The 15,187-nt window shown below is 61.7% G+C and carries 11 protein-coding genes; 3 read left to right on the top strand and 8 right to left on the bottom strand.

Annotation, left to right across the window (positions count from 1 at the left end):
• Positions 1 to 2: 2 nt before the first annotated feature.
• Positions 3 to 989: an alpha-L-glutamate ligase-like protein gene (locus C7A17_RS22220; RefSeq protein WP_106740623.1), complete on the top strand. Its 987-nt coding sequence runs from the start codon at positions 3 to 5 to the stop codon at positions 987 to 989.
• A 169-nt stretch (positions 990 to 1,158) separates the two neighbouring features.
• On the opposite strand, the gene C7A17_RS22215 is transcribed toward C7A17_RS22220, so the two are convergent.
• The 7 genes from C7A17_RS22215 to C7A17_RS22185 form a co-directional block, all read right to left on the bottom strand.
• Entirely contained in the window at positions 1,159 to 2,310 is a 1,152-nt protein-coding gene (locus C7A17_RS22215; protein ID WP_106740620.1) for a MalM family protein, read from the bottom strand.
• A 4-nt stretch (positions 2,311 to 2,314) separates the two neighbouring features.
• The gene (locus C7A17_RS22210) at positions 2,315 to 3,904 is read right to left on the bottom strand and encodes an outer membrane protein transport protein (RefSeq protein ID WP_106740618.1); all 1,590 of its coding nucleotides are present in this window, start codon (positions 3,902 to 3,904) and stop codon (positions 2,315 to 2,317) included.
• Positions 3,905 to 3,922: 18 nt separating this feature from the next.
• Positions 3,923 to 4,927, bottom strand: a complete 1,005-nt coding sequence (locus tag C7A17_RS22205) for a transporter (protein ID WP_106740616.1) — start codon at positions 4,925 to 4,927, stop codon at positions 3,923 to 3,925.
• A gap of 38 nt (positions 4,928 to 4,965) precedes the next feature.
• Positions 4,966 to 5,727: a C39 family peptidase gene (locus C7A17_RS22200; RefSeq protein ID WP_106740613.1), complete on the bottom strand. Its 762-nt coding sequence runs from the start codon at positions 5,725 to 5,727 to the stop codon at positions 4,966 to 4,968.
• Positions 5,728 to 5,811: 84 nt separating this feature from the next.
• Positions 5,812 to 6,234, bottom strand: a complete 423-nt coding sequence (locus C7A17_RS22195; RefSeq protein WP_106740610.1) for a DUF6160 family protein — start codon at positions 6,232 to 6,234, stop codon at positions 5,812 to 5,814.
• A 238-nt stretch (positions 6,235 to 6,472) separates the two neighbouring features.
• On the bottom strand, positions 6,473 to 9,196 hold the full coding sequence (locus tag C7A17_RS22190) for a helix-turn-helix transcriptional regulator (protein ID WP_106740607.1): 2,724 nt from the start codon (positions 9,194 to 9,196) through the stop codon (positions 6,473 to 6,475).
• Positions 9,193 to 11,907: a LuxR C-terminal-related transcriptional regulator gene (locus C7A17_RS22185; RefSeq protein ID WP_106740604.1), complete on the bottom strand. Its 2,715-nt coding sequence runs from the start codon at positions 11,905 to 11,907 to the stop codon at positions 9,193 to 9,195. The genes C7A17_RS22190 and C7A17_RS22185 overlap by 4 nt, the downstream gene beginning before the upstream one ends.
• Positions 11,908 to 12,336: 429 nt before the next feature.
• Here C7A17_RS22185 and pabB point away from each other — a divergent pair, with 429 nt between their 5' ends.
• Positions 12,337 to 13,680, top strand: coding sequence for an aminodeoxychorismate synthase component I (gene pabB / locus C7A17_RS22180; protein WP_106740602.1), 1,344 nt, complete (start codon positions 12,337 to 12,339; stop codon positions 13,678 to 13,680).
• A gap of 63 nt (positions 13,681 to 13,743) precedes the next feature.
• Here the strand turns inward: pabB and thrH are convergent, their stop codons facing one another.
• On the bottom strand, positions 13,744 to 14,361 hold the full coding sequence (thrH, locus tag C7A17_RS22175; RefSeq protein WP_106740600.1) for a bifunctional phosphoserine phosphatase/homoserine phosphotransferase ThrH: 618 nt from the start codon (positions 14,359 to 14,361) through the stop codon (positions 13,744 to 13,746).
• Positions 14,362 to 14,535: 174 nt separating this feature from the next.
• Between thrH and C7A17_RS22170 the strand changes: the two genes are divergently transcribed.
• Positions 14,536 to 15,156 carry a phosphoadenosine phosphosulfate reductase domain-containing protein gene (locus C7A17_RS22170; protein ID WP_106740597.1) on the top strand — a complete coding sequence of 207 codons (621 nt, stop codon included), beginning with the start codon at positions 14,536 to 14,538 and terminating at the stop codon, positions 15,154 to 15,156.
• The last annotated feature ends 31 nt before the right edge of the window (positions 15,157 to 15,187 follow it).

Genomic DNA, 15,187 nt, shown 5'->3' with positions numbered 1-15,187 from the left:
CTATGTTCGGTCTGATCAAGACATGGAAGGCCCTCGAAGCCAAAGGCATCATGGGCATCAACCGACGCAACGCGGACTACGTGCTGAAGTACAACAAGCGGCACCTGTACCCGATCGTCGACGACAAGATCATCACCAAGGAGCGGGCCATCGAGGCCGGTATCGATGTGCCCGAGCTGTACGGCATCATCGATACCGAGAAAGGCATCGACAAGCTCGACGAGATCATCGCCGGGCGTACCGACTTCGTCATCAAGCCAGCCCAGGGTGCTGGCGGTGACGGCATCCTGGTGATCGCCGACCGTTTCGAGGATCGCTTCAAGACGGTGTCCGGCAAGATCGTCAGCCACGAGGAGCTGGAGCAGCAGATTTCCAGCATCCTCTCCGGCCTGTATTCGCTCGGCGGCCACCGCGACCGCGCACTGATCGAATACCGAGTGACCCCGGACACCATCTTCAAGAGCATCAGCTACGAAGGCGTACCGGACATCCGCATCATCGTGCTGATGGGCTACCCGGTGATGGCCATGCTGCGCTTGCCGACCCGGCAGTCGGGCGGCAAGGCCAACCTGCACCAGGGCGCCATCGGCGTCGGCGTCGACCTCGCTACCGGCGTCACCCTGCGCGGCACCTGGCTGAACAACAAGATCAGCAAACACCCGGATACCACCAACGCGGTCGATGGCGTGCAGTTGCCGAACTGGGATGGTTTCATGAAGCTCGCGGCCGGCTGCTACGAGCTGTGCGGCCTGGGCTACATCGGCGTGGACATGGTGCTGGATCAGGACAAGGGCCCGTTGATTCTCGAACTCAACGCCCGCCCAGGTCTGAACATCCAGATCGCCAACGACTGTGGCCTGACCCATCGCGCCCATGCGGTGGAAGCCCGCCTGGAAGAGTTGAAGGCCAAAGGCATCCAGGAGAACGCCGAAGAGCGTGTGCACTTCTCCCAGGAGCTGTTCGGTCACGTCGCCAGCAAGGAAGTCTGACGCTCGCCGCGCGCACCACCAGTTCGTAGGACGGGTGCAACCCGCCAGCCCGCTAATAGCGAGTTGCACCCGCCCTACCTGGTAGTTCACGTAGCCCGGATGAAATCCGGGGGATTCGCCGGCAAACAGCCCCGGATTGCATCCGGGCTACGGGCTGATACCGCCAACCCTACCGCACTATCGCCAGCTCGAACTCTCCCTCATCGGCATGCGCATGACGCTGCATGCCGGCCTCGTCCACCGCCAACTGCTGCAACGGCCGCTTGAACGGCTTGTTGTCGAGGGTCTGCAAGCTGCGGTCTTCGTCGGTGGTGATCAGCAACACATAGCGCTCGCCACGTTCAGCCCGTACCTGCACCGTGCCTTCGATGAAGGCATAGCGGTACCAGGTTTCCGGATGCAACTGGTACACCGCATCACTGACCAGCCGCGTCGGCCGCTTGGCCTCATCGAGAAACAGCAGCGACGGATAGACCACCTGGCGGTTGGCGAAACTGCGCACGCGCAAGCCATAGCTTTGCCGTGAGGCCGGTAACTTCAACGCGGCGTAGTAACTGCGGCCCATGGGAAACTCGAAACTGGGCGAGAATCGACCCAGCTCCTCGAAGCGCGGCTCGTCCGCCGATAGCGCGGTGAAGTCGCTTTCTCGCAACTGGCCACAGCAGCGTGCCGACAACTCACCGTAGAGACTATCGCCACGCGCCTGACTGCCTTCGAGTAGCGCCTGCATGGCAGCGGTGGGCTGGCCGTCGAGCATCGGCAGCGCTGGCTTGCTGCGCTCGAACTCGATCTGCCGACCTTCGCTGTAACGAACCGTAGAGGGCGTCGTACCTGACTGGCCATCGCGCGATTTAGCGGGAACCGGCGAGTTGTGCATCCGCCCTTGCTCGTCGACCCAGGTGTAATAAGGGCTATCGTAGCTGTCGCGCGCAAAGCCACGACCTTCCAGCACCGCCGAGTCGATGTAACCCCCTGCCCGCTCACCGCTGGCCAGCACCTGATCACGCCCCGACGCACCTGCGACCTGCGTGCCGGCATAGAAGCTGTTCTGCAGCTGGCCGCTGCCATCGACCCAGGTGAAATAGCGCCGCTTGCTCTCCCCCGTGCTTGGCGCACTTCCAGGCCAGGCGCCGCCATCACCGAGGCGGGCCTGATCGCTCTGCTCGGCACGACGCTGCGCCAGTTGCTGCTGTTCAGCGAAACGAGTGTCGACGAAGGTGTTGTGCACCCGCCCCAGCTCATCGACCCAGGTCAGGTAACGGCTGCTGGCAGTGGCATGCAGCACGGGCAGCAGCATCAGGAGCAACAACAGACTGCGCATCGCCTCAGAACCTCGAGGTGTAGGTCATGGCGAAGATATAGGCCTTGACCGTGGTTTCGATATGGAGCCCGGCATAGGGGTTATAGACCAGGTTATCCAACCCTTCGCAGCTGGCGTTGCAACTGCTGCCAGCGGGAATGTTCTGTTTGGAGACGAAGTAATTGAAGCCGACATCGATGGTGGTGTCCTTGTCCCAGCGATAGCCCAGGCCAAGACCGTAGAGGTCGGCATCGCCCACCGGTGCCAGCACGTCGGCCTTGTTCTTGGGAATGGCCGAAGGACGGTACTCGTAGCCGGCGCGCAGGGCCAGGCGATCATTGACGTCGTACTGCACGCCGACGCCCCAGCTCCAGGTGTCGCGGTAACCGCGGTCGAGAATGATGCTGCGATCGGTGGCATTGCCACCGCCGAAGGTCTTGGCGATGCGCAGCAGATCCAGCTCGCGATCGAACTCGATCTCGAAGTTGTTCCAGTCGCTGTAGCCGACCCAGCGCAAATCCAGGTTGAACTGCCACTTGTCGAACGGGCGCACCTTGATACCGGTGCTGAAGGCATCCGGATAGGTCAGTTTCAGCGAGGCGTTACCGCTCTCCTCGTCGGCGCCATAGGGAAACATTGAACTAAGAATTTGACCAGCAAGAGCTTGCTGGAAGCCTTGCCAAAATCCCGCCCAGTTTTCTGTGTAATCCACACGGTATTTGCCCTGGAGGTTCATCCGCGCCTCGCTCTGGTAGGTAGCTCCCCAGGCGAACCAATCGGTCGGTTCCCAGAGAATACCCAGGTTGTAGGTCGGTGACAGGCTCTGCTGCAGATCCAGATCGAGATTGGCCAGGGAGTCGAACGGGCCGATCTTGCCACCACACACGTTGATCAATGGACCAATAATTTCCTCCAGCCCGGGCAGACACAGTGCCTCATTGAGAAGGCGGGTCAGACCGGTAAGCATGCCGGGGTTGCGAAAGTCCTGATTGAGCGCCACCGCTTGATGAGAAAAGCCAATGGACAGCCCCAGCGACAGCTCGTCATTGACCTGATAGGCCAGCGACGGCGAGAAATAGGTGATGCGCTGCAAGGACACCTGACGCCCCTGGAAACGCCCTGGATCATCGTCGGAATCACGCGAATAGCCCAGCGCCATCGGCGCATAGACGTTGGTGGCGAAAGTGAACTTGGAGCCAGGCGGATTGATCGACAAACCGGCCAGCGGCGCCACCAGCACCGGCAACTCAGTCATACCGCCGACACCCGGCAGGTACATGGTCGGCGTCAGGGTGCGGCTACTGGAGTTCTTGTAAGGATCGTCGTCATAGCCCATGAAACCGTAGTCTTTCTTGGCATTGAACTTCGCGCGGATATCCATCACGCCACTGAGCAGCTTGACCGTGGTCTGCCGCCCCTTGAGCTTGCTCAGTGCCGCCGGGTTGTAGTGCACGGCATCGATACCGGTGACATCGGCGGTGACGGCGTTGCCCATGGCCATGGCCTTGGGATTGCCGATGGTCAGGTTGTTGGCCAGTTGCGCCTGGGCAGGCAGGACGCAACCCGCGCCGAGCCCAACCAGCAGCAGAGCCTGCAGCTTGGCAAGATGAGTCATATCAGGTTCGCTCGCTGCTTACTCGGCCTTGAGGCCCTTGATATCCAGGGGCATGGAAATCCCGAGCAGGACATCGGGCGAATCTTCGGTCATACCGAAACCGGCATTGACGTTGACGATGGTATTCGGCGACGTGCGCAGGCCCAGCGAGAAGTTCATCACTGCACTGGTCTGTTCGTTACCTTCGAAGGTGGCGTCGCTGAACTTGAATTTCGGCGCCAGGTTGTGCGCCATCTGGAATGACGTGGCCAGCGACACGTCGTAAGACAGCGCGTAAGCGAAGCCCATGCTCAGCGACAGGCTCGAACCCGGGTCGACCTCCTCCAGCAAGCGCCCGCCACGCACCTGATCAGCATCGCGAATTGGCAGGTTGTAGGTGTAGCCAAGCGAGCCGAACAGCACCACCGGATCGATCACGTAGGAGAGGTTCGCGCCCACGCCCAGGCTGTAGTAACCGCTGCCGGTGGCCAGGCCGTTGTCCAGGCTGACGTCGTATGGGCTGTCGCCGGTCGGCAGGCCAAGGGTGGCGAACAAGGTGGTGACGGGGCGGCCGCGCGCCGACGACCAGGGCTGCCAGCGAAAGCTCGCGGAAATGTCGCCGAGGCTATAGGTACTCAGATCGCGTTCGGTGTCGTACTTGGCCAGGAACGGCACACGCATGCTGAAGGTGAGGTTGTCCCACACCCCGTAATCGAAGGTGAAGGAGTTGGTGAAGGTATGCTGCGCCTCGCTCTGGCCGATCACGCTGTAGACGTTCTGCCCGGTGCGGACGGTCTGGATCTGCGTATCGCGTAGCAACGAATAGTCGAAGCCGTAAGTCAGGGTACGCTCGCCCTTCTTGAGTAGCGTGTAGCTCTTCTCAGCGGCCTGGAACACCTCCTCCAGCGCCTTGGCGCTATCGGCGTCGTCGTCTTTCTTGGTCAACGCATCGCGCGCGTCGTCGACCGTGGCTTCTTCGGCCATCAACGGCTGTGTCGCAACCAGCGTCAGCATGGCCAGCCATGCATACCCCCAAACTCCCATGACGCTATCCCCAGATCGTTATTGTTATGCCGGGTGAATCACTTGCGGCGAATGTATTGAATGTCGCCTCCCGACCCCAGTTGGTCGGCCTGATTCGTCGTGAACTTGGCCATCTGCGGAAATTCGCGGAAAGCCAGCATGCTGATGGTGCGGTCGTCGATGATGCGCAGGTCGCGGTCGGTCAGCGCCATGGCATTGGGCGGCTCGTTACCACTGGGGAAGATCACGAACAGCACGTTCTGATCCCAGATTTCCTCGAAGCGCACGCGGGTGAAGCTGATGTTGCCGAGCGCAGGATCGGCAACGAACACGTGGTCGTTGTAGACGTCGCGCACCACCACGAAGTGTTTGAAGCCGGCGTACTCGATGGGCACGATGGCCGGGTGTTCGAGCTGGGCCAGATCATCGAATCCGGCGCGAAAACCACCGCTCTTGTAGCCCAGGGCGGTGACGAAGCGTTTCATGTCCAGCAGCGAGAAACCGCGGCGCTCGACGATCTTCTCCGCCTCGCCGAAGTGCAGCAGCCCTTCCATCACCTGGCGCTCTTCCAGGTTGCGCCCGAGGTAATAGTCCAGCAGCGTGGTCAACGCCGCAGAGCCGCAGCTGTAGTCATAGGCCTGGCGGATCACGTTGCGAAACTGCAACTGGCTCATCGGCTCGAGAACCACCGACTCGCGCAGCGGGCCATTGGGCACCAGTTGCTGAGTGATGTTCACGGTACCGGCGGGCTGCGGCTTGATGTCGACAGCCTCGGTAAAACCGTACAAACCGATCAGGCTGCCCACGAGAATTTCGATCATTGGTCAATCCGCAACTGCGTACAACAGGGCAGGAGCCCGGCCGCGAACGGCAGCAGAGCTCCTGTGAATCAGATCAGACGAGGATCAATGACCCCAGATCTTGACGGTGGAGCCGGCCATGTCCAGACCATTGATGGCCACGCCACCAATGCTGTTGGCGCCAATCTTCACCGCACCGACCGAAACGCCGCCGTTGATGCCCGGCAGACCGATTTCCAGTTTGTTGTCCTTGACGTCGATGGTCAGCGGGTTGGACTCATCGATGTTGAAGCCGGACAGGCTGACGGTGTTCAGGCTCAGGCTGTTGCTGCCATCGCTGACACCGGTCTCGGTGTCGGTGTAGACGATGGAGCCGATGGTGGCATCGAAGTTACCGGCGATGCTGATACCGGCCTGACCGGTTACGCCAGCCAGGTCGGCGTCGTCCAACGCCTTCAGGTCGGCCTGGGCCATGAACGGGACGGCCATGACGGCGGCGGCAAGAGCGAGTTTTTTCAGGGTCATCATTGTTGTTATCTCCACAGTTCAAATGGGGGTTCCCCGGGCTCTGCCGGTGACGTCCTGTCACGAGCAGCCTGATCGGCCCATGCCGACCACCAGACCTGTCGCGGCTTCCCTAAGTACGCCAGGTTTGGATTCGCGAAACGCACTGCGCTTCGAGATGGCTACAAGCTACTAATCCACCATTGAACTGCCAGCCCATCCAAGGGATGGAGCATGACGCTCCCAACCCCTACCACTTCCATCACGCCTCACTCAGCAGCCCCAGGCTCTTGCCCTTGAGCACGGCCTGAGTACGGCTGCGTACCCCCAGCTTGGAAAACAGATTGTGCAGATGCCACTTGATGGTGGCCTCCGACAAGTGCACTGCCTGAGCGATATCACGGTTGGAAAGCCCTGCCGCGACGAGCCGCAGGATCTCTCGTTCCCGATGGCTAACATCCTGATTTTCCTCAAAACTTTCAGTATCCACGGCCAGTCTGCGGCACTGCTCGCGGAGCATTTCAGCGACGCCCTGCCAGGCTGCGGCGCGCTTGGGCTCGGCGCTGTTCCAGGCGTCCCAGAGCGGCAGCAACCACAGGGCATCATCCTGGAACAACCGGCGATAGCCGCATTGCCAGGCTTCTTCGAGGGTCGCGCGCAACAAGGTGAAGGCTTTTTCGCTGTTACCTTTGCGCCAGTACGCCACAGAAAGTAACAGGCTCAAACGCAAACGCCGGTCGCGTTGGTGCTCGGCGCCCTGCTTGGCCAGGCATGCTTCCAGGCTGGCCTGGGCCTTATCCACCCGTCGCTCGCTCAACGCCAGCCGCGCCTGGCTCAGCGCCAGGGCAGTGTGAGCATCGCCATAGCGTTCGATGGGCAGCGCAGCCAGATGACGCTCCAACTGCATGTAAATGCGCTGCGCCTCGTTAGGCCGACGCAACCACAACAGGAACTGCACCTTGCAACCCATACCGAGGGCGAACACCCGCTCGTAGCCTGGCCCTTGCAAACCAGCCAGCCACTCGTCGAGTTCTTCCAAACCCTGCTCAGCGGCACCGGCGAAGAAACGCGCACGTGCCATGACCAGCTTGCCGCGGCTGATCAACTCGACTGGCGTGGCGACATCGCGCCAGGTCGTGGCCAGCGGCAATTCGGCGAGGATCGCGCCATGGCGATCCTGCTCGTACAACAGATCGGCATACGCCAGCCCCAGCGGGCCACCGACCCGACTGCGCCGGCCGAACACCTGCTCGACCCGCGCCCGCGCGGCCTCGGCCAGGGCGCGGCCACGCTCCAGTTCGCCATATTCCTTGCAGATCAGCGCCTCGATCAGGCTGGCCATCACATGCAGGTATTCGCTCTCGCACTCGCGCAGGCACTCGCGCGCGACGGCAATGGCCTTGGCCGCTTCGCCGAACTCGCCCAGTAGAGCGAATGCCGCGGCCTGCACGCACGCCAGGCTGGCACGAAACACCGGCTGGTTCTGCGGCACCAGGGCCAGCCAGTGACCGGCGACCTTGAGGCAGGCCTCGAGTTTGTCCTGATACAGCAGCACCAGTGCCTTGAGCACCTGGGCCGCGGCCAGCAACTCGATCAGGCCGAAATGAATGCCCTTGCCACGCCCTTGGGTCAGACGCGTGCTGACCTCTTCGATCAGCGCCTCGGACTCGGCGAACTTCTGTTCGAAAGCCAACTGCCAGGCGTAGAAGATCTGGAACACCGGTTGCTCGGCGATCACCACCGACGGAATGTCCTTGAGAATGGCCAGGATGCCGTACACCCGGTTGCCGGCGATCAGGCGCGCACCCTGGCGCTCCAGCAGTTCGGCAGCGAAGGCGTAATCGCGTGCGCGCAGGGCGTACTTGATCGACTTGTCGGCCAGATCATGGCTTTCGCACCAGCGCGCGGCGGCATGCAGCAGATGTGCCGGGTCACCCCGCTTGGCCAGTCGCGCCTGGAGAAACTCGGCGAACAGGTGGTGATAGCGAAACCATTCACCCTGCTCGTCCAGTGGTATCACGAACAACTGCTCGCCTTGCAGCCTACGCAACATGTCACGCCCGTCGTGACGACCAGTCAGTGCGTTGCACAGGTCGGCATTGAACTCGTCGAGCACCGAGGTCTGGTCGAGAAACAACTGCAGGGCCTCAGGCAAACTGGCCACTACATCCTCGGCCAGGTAATCGGCGATATTGCGCTCAGAGCCCGAGATACCGGCCAGAAAAGCCGCACGATCATGCTGCCGCGGCAGCGCCAGGGCGGCCAGGTGCAAGGCGGTGATCCAACCCTCGGTGCGGGCATAAAGCTGGTTGAGTTCACCTTCATCCAAAGCCAGGCGCTTGATGTCGCGGAAATAGGCTGCGGTCTCGGCACGCGTCAGGCGCAAATCCTCGGCCTTGAGCCAGAATGCCCAGCCGCCGAGCGACGGCGGCTCTTCGAGAAAGCGCGGCTGATAACGCGTACTGACCGCCAACCGCACATGCTTGGGTAGACGCTCTACCAGGTAGCGCGCGCCCTGCCCGAGAGAGGGATGCCGAATGCGATGAAAGTCATCCAGCATCAGGTACAGCTCGCCAGGAATTCCCTTGAGGTCTTCGAGAAAGGCATCGATCACGGCTTCGATCGGCCAGTTGACCTCGCCCTGGAGCAGCGCCGAAGCACTGCGACCCACACCCGGGCAAGCCGCTTCGATGGCCGCCACCAGGTACTGGAGAAATCGTGGCGGCTCACTGTCGGCCTCATCGCAGGATAGCCAGGCGACTCGCGCGCCTTGCTCCTGCAGGCGACGACGCCACTGGCTGAGCACGGTGCTCTTGCCAAATCCGGCCGGAGCACTGAGCACGATCAGGCGTTGCTCGCGGGCAGCCTGCAAGCGTTCCAGCAACGCCGAACGTTCCAGCAGCGGAGCGCCTTCGCCATGGGCGGGATAGAGCTTGGTACGCAGCAATGGAATAGGGGACGGACAGGACGGGGTCTGATTGATCATGATTCGAGCAGGCTCAATTCGCGGGCACGGCGGATGGCTTGGGTGCGGTTACGCACCTTGAGCTTTTCGTAGATGTTGTGCAGGTGCCACTTGACGGTTCCCAGCGCCAGCGACAGTTGCTGACCAATCTCTTCGTTGGACATGCCCTTGGCGGCGAGACACACGACTTCACGCTCGCGATCGGTCAGCCCCTCCTCCAGCACATCCAGCGCCTGGCGGGAGTCCTGGCCAGGCCAGATCGTCAGCAGGCTACGGATGAAGCCCTGCAGCGCCGGCTGACGCTCCGCCGACTCCAATTGCTGCAGCAGTTGGCGAATGGCCTCGCCCTCTTCGATGAACAGGCTGCGTGCTTCCTCTCGCTCAGCGCCAATCAGGCACTGCACCAACAGGCTCTGCGAACGCTCCTGATAGCCCAGGCGCTGATAGCTCAGCGCTGCCAGCAGATCCAGTCGCAGGCGCTGCAGTCCGTGCCAGTTGTTCTGTAACTGGCTGCGCAGTTGGGTGATCTCGTGCAGGGCTTCACTGTAATGGCCACGCGCCTGCTGCAGGCGAATACGGCTCAGGCCCAGTACCCAATTGACCGGATTGAAATTGCGCTGCTTGTAATGGTTGGCCAGCTTGGCCCAGTCCACCGATTTCAGGCGCTGCTCGGCACGCTTGCTGCGATCGGCGGCAGGCTCCTGCAGGATCAGCGCAATTTCATCGCCAATCGCTTGTACATAGAAACGCCAGGAATGGTTTCGCGCTGCCAGGTTCTGCATCAGCACCAGCGTCGCAGCCGCCTCCTTCGGCGTATCCTGCAAACGCTGCACGCGCGCCAGGCAGAGCATGGCCTGGGCGTAGAGATCGATGGGGTTGATCACATCGACCGTGGCCAACGCCCAACGCAGCCGCTCCTGCAAACCCTCCATGCGTCCCTGATGGTAGGCGATCAGCGCTTCACTGATGGTCGGCAGCACCAGTGCCCGCGACTTCTCGCCGAACCAGGGCATCATTCGCGCACGCAGTTGCTCGAATAGCAGTTGCGCCTGCTTGACCCGTCCCTGCTCCAGGCAAAGCAGGACTTCCACGTTGGCCAGTTGCATGTCCAGGTAGCGGCCTTCGAGAAAATGATTGCGCTGCTGCGCCAATGCCAGCAGTTTGCGCGCCTGCTCGACCTGACCGAGCATGACGTTGGCCAACGCCCCAACGGTGAGAATCGCCACCTCGAGAAATGCAGTGTGCTGGCCGAGTTGCGCCTCGATGCGTCGCGCCAGGTTCACGCAGGTGTCCAGATCGTCCTTCTGCAAGGCGATCACCGCCTTGATCGCGAGGGTCGCCAGCAACTTGTCGCTGAGCGGGCCGGACGTGCGGGATTCGCCCCAGCGCTCCAGCAGCTCGTCGAGCATGCGATTGGCCTCGCTCAGACCCAACTCGGTCGCGCGCGTCCAGACATCGGCCAGTACCAGCACGGGGAAACGTGCGGCAACCTCATCCGGCACATGCTGGCGCCACTTGTAGATGAGATTGAGCTGCCCGCGGTTGATCAGCTCCAGACCGCAGCCGTCGAGCAGCGCGGCCAGCATCTCGGCATCCTCGGCAAGACAGGCATGCTCAATGGCCAGGTTCTGCATATGGTGATTGGTAAACCACAAACTGGCGTTGAAATGCAGCTGCTTGAAGCGCTCCGGATCCCGCTCCTTGAGGCGGTTGCGCAAGAACTCAGCAAACAGGTTATGAAAGCGATACCACTGTCGCTCACGATCCAGCGGCAACAGGAACAGCTGCATGGCCTCCAGTTCCTCCAGCAACTGCTGGCCGTCGTGCCGCCCAGTCAGGGCGTTGGCCAGGTCACCGCTGAGCTGCTGCGCCACGCCCAATGCCAGCAGTTGCTCCTGGCGATCGGCGGGCAGTTGCTCGAACACCGAACGCAGCAGGTAATCGCCGACTGCCGTTTTGTCAGCGCCCAGTTCGGTCATGCGTTCGACCGGCCGTGGTTGATGGCGCAGCCACAGGCTGGCCAGGTGTACGCCAACCATCCAGCCCTCGGTATGGCTGTACAGCTCGCCGAACGCTTCGTTATCGAGCTGCAGACCGCTGCGTTCGAGGTAACCGCGCGCTTCCTCCGGATTGAGCCGCAACTCTTCGCTGCCGAGCTCCAGAAGCAAACCCTTGGCGCGCAGCGTGGCCAGGCTCAACGGCGGTTGCGAGCGGCTGCCGATAGCCAGGGTGAAGGTCGGCGGCGTCAGTTTGATCAGGCGATTGAGGGCAGCCAGCAACTCTGCATCCTGAATCAGGTGCAGATCGTCGAGCACCAGCAACAACGGCTCCTGATGCTGCGCCAAATCCACCAGCAGGCTTTCCATCACCGCTTCGACCGGCACCCGCATGGTGTTGCGCAAATAGCCCAGCGCGTCTTCGCCCAGTCCCGGTAGCACACGACTCAGTGCTTCGATGAGTTGCTGAAAGAAACGCACCGGGTCGTCATCACCAGGACCAAGCGAAAGCCAGGCAACAGCGGAGCCGGCATTACGACGCTCGGCAGCGAACATCGCCAAAGCCGTAGTCTTGCCAAAGCCGGCAGGCGCGGAAAACAGCACGAGACGAGCATGAGGATGGGCACAAAGCGCGGCTTCGACCTGGGGTCTTGCCAGATAGTCAGCGCAAGCCTGGGGCGGCGAAAGCTTCGAGCGCAGCAGGCTGCCAGCGGCTGGACCTACGACGTCATCCATAGCCTGGATCCCTTCATTAATTATTGTTCTGGTACTAGGGTTGTTCCCATTTCATTCGCGGCCGCGCCGGAGCCAGTTTTAGCGCGGGGCTAGGCGCGAGACGCAAAGTTTGGCGCCCCAATGAGCCGTCGAGTAACAACGCCCCCACGCTAAAACTGGCCCGGCCCTTCGGGTTGCGCGGGAAATGACCCCGCTGTCGTTGCAGGACTTGGCAAGGGAATCACCATTACCGGCGTCCTGCGCCTAATCGGGAGCTATTTCTCGCGGCAACGGGGCTAGCGATGAAACGGGAACAGACCCTAAATTCAACGTCCTGGCACCGCTCCATACTAATCAGCAGGACACATCCGAGTAAACACGGGCAGAAGCTCTAGGATGAATGTTAGCGGCAGACTACAATCGTTCTTCCACCCCTCCCGACGACCACGCATGCCCAGCTGTTCCCTGCACCCTCTGCCTTATCGCGCCGACCCTGCGGAGTACTTCCAGCGTATCCGACAAGCACCGGGCGCTGTCTTGCTGGATGCCGGGCGACCGGGTGCCGAGCGTGGACGCTATGACCTTATGAGCGCTTGGCCATTGGCAGAGCTGGCACCGACTGCCGACGAATCGGCCAACGCTTTCCTGCAACGCCTACGCGACGCGCTGCAGAGCCTTGGGCCGGCACAATTGGCGGACGGCCACAGCGCACCATTCGTCGGCGGGCTGATCGGATACCTGGCCTATGACTTCGGTCGTCGCCTGGAAGAGCTGCCCAACCAGAGTCGCGATGACCTGGGCCTGGAGGATGCGTGCTTCGGCCTGTACGGCTGGGCGTTGATCAGCGACCACCTGCTTGGCACCAGCGAGCTGCTGTTCCATCCCGCCCTGGCGCAACCCGAACGTGAGCGTCTGCTGGCGTTGTTCCAGGCGCCACACACGGATGTGCCTGCAAGCTTTCGCCTCAGCCAGGCCTTTCATGCCGATCTGACTCAAGCCGACTATCGTCAGGCCATCGAACGCATCCAGGCCTACATCCTTGCTGGCGATTGCTACCAGGTGAACTTCGCTCAGCGCTTCCAGGCACCGTGCGAGGGCGATCCGTGGGCTGCCTATCTGGCGCTGCGCAAGGCCTGCCCTACGCCCTTCTCCGGTTTCCAGACCCTGGCCGATGGCGGCGCCATTCTCAGCCTGTCACCCGAACGTTTTCTCAAGGTCAGCGCTGGCCAGGTGGAAACCCGGCCCATCAAGGGCACCCGCCCACGTGGCAGCGATGCCCAGGACGACCTGGCACAGGCGCAGGAACTGCTGAGCAGCCGCAAGGATCGTGCAGAGAATCTGATGATCGTCGACCTGTTGCGCAACGATCTCGGCCGCAGCTGCCGCACAGGCTCGGTACGAGTGCCTGAGCTGTTCGCACTGGAGAGCTACCCCAACGTGCATCACCTGGTCAGTTGCGTCACCGCCGAACTGGCGCCAGGCAAGGATGCGCTCGACCTGGTTGCCGGCAGCTTCCCCGGGGGCTCCATCACTGGCGCGCCGAAGATTCGCGCCATGCAGATCATCGACGAGCTCGAACCGACCAGGCGCGGCCTGTACTGCGGCTCGTTGCTGTATCTGGACGTACGCGGCGAGCTGGACAGCTCCATTGCCATCCGCAGCCTGCTGGTCAAGGATGGACAGGTCAGCTGCTGGGGCGGCGGCGGCATCGTCGCCGACTCCAACTGGCAGGCCGAGTATCAGGAGTCGATCACCAAGGTGAAGGTGCTGCTGGAGACGCTGGAGGGGCTTTAGAAACGTAGGGCCGGGTGCAACCCGCCAGATCGCGATGGCGAGTTGCACCCGGCCCTATGTCGGCTACAGGCTCAGCTTGCGGTTCGATGCCTTGAGGAATTCCTGCTTCAGATCCTCGTAGGTATGCACAGCCGGAAACTGCGGGAACTCGCGGATCACGTTGTCCGGCGCATGGAACAGGATGCCGGCGTGGGCCTCGCTGAGCATGGTGGTGTCGTTGTACGAGTCACCGGCCGCAATCACGCGGTAGTAGAGGCTCTTGAAGGCGAGAACGGATTGGCGCTTGGGATCCTTCTGGCGCAGCTGGTAGCTGACCACGCGATCATTTTCGTCAGTGATCAGACGATGGCACAGCAGGGTCGGGAAACCGAGCTGACGCATCAGCGGTTGGGAAAACTCGTAAAAGGTGTCAGAGAGAATCACCACCTGGAACCGCTCACGCAGCCAGTCGACGAACTCCACCGCGCCATCGAGCGGTTTGAGCGTGGCGATCACGTCCTGGATATCTTTCAGCTTCAGACCATGCTCATCGAGAATGCGCAGGCGCTGCTGCATCAGCACGTCGTAATCGGGGATGTCGCGGGTGGTCGCCTTGAGCGACTCGATGCCGGTTTTTTCCGCGAAGGCGATCCAGATTTCCGGAACCAGTACACCTTCCAGGTCGAGACACGCGATTTCCACAGGCCACTCCTCGGTTGAGCCAAAAAGGAGCCGGCACTCTAGCCGCTGGGCCTGCCAGGCGCAATGCAGCTGTTTATAACCATATTGAAGCTCTACCATCCAGCTAGTTATTTAGCGGCATAACCCGCCTTTGCTACCATCGCGCCCTCACGCACACGATCTGGAATCCTCACCATGGAACTCGACCTGGACGCGCTCAACGCCGAATTCGGTAACCAACCAGAAAAGCTGGTTCAGTGGGCCATAGGGCTGGGAAAACCCGCCATCTGCACCACCAACTTCCGCCCCTTCGAAGCGGTGATCCTGCACATGGTCAGCCAGGTCAAGCCGGATATCCCGGTGGTCTGGATGGACAGCGGTTACAACACCGAAGCCACCTACCGCTTCGCCGATGAGGTGGCCCGCAAGCTCAACCTCAATCTCATCACCTACCTGCCCAAGCGCTCGCGTGCGCACCGCGAGGCCATCGACGGCCCGGTACCTGGCCTGGATGATCCGCGTCACGCCGCCTTCACCGAAGAGGTGAAGCTCGAGCCGTTCGCCCGTGCCCTGCGCGAGACGGCGCCCAGCGTCTGGTTCACCGCCCTGCGCGCAACCGACACCGCCGTACGCGCGCAGATGGAGCCGATCAGCATCAACCCGGATGGTCTGATCAAGGTTGCCCCGCTGCTGCACTGGTCGTCCAAGGATCTTTATCAGTACCTGGTGGCCCATGACCTGCCGAACGAGTTCGATTACTTCGACCCGACCAAGGGCGAGGACAACCGTGAGTGCGGGCTGCACCTGAGCCACTGATCCTCTCCAAAAACGAAAATGGCGCCCAAGG

This window comes from Pseudomonas mendocina (assembly GCF_003008615.1).
Taxonomy (GTDB): domain Bacteria; phylum Pseudomonadota; class Gammaproteobacteria; order Pseudomonadales; family Pseudomonadaceae; genus Aquipseudomonas; species Aquipseudomonas mendocina_C.
Note: the sequence above shows the minus strand (reverse complement) of the source record. Positions and strands in the feature narration are given on the sequence as shown.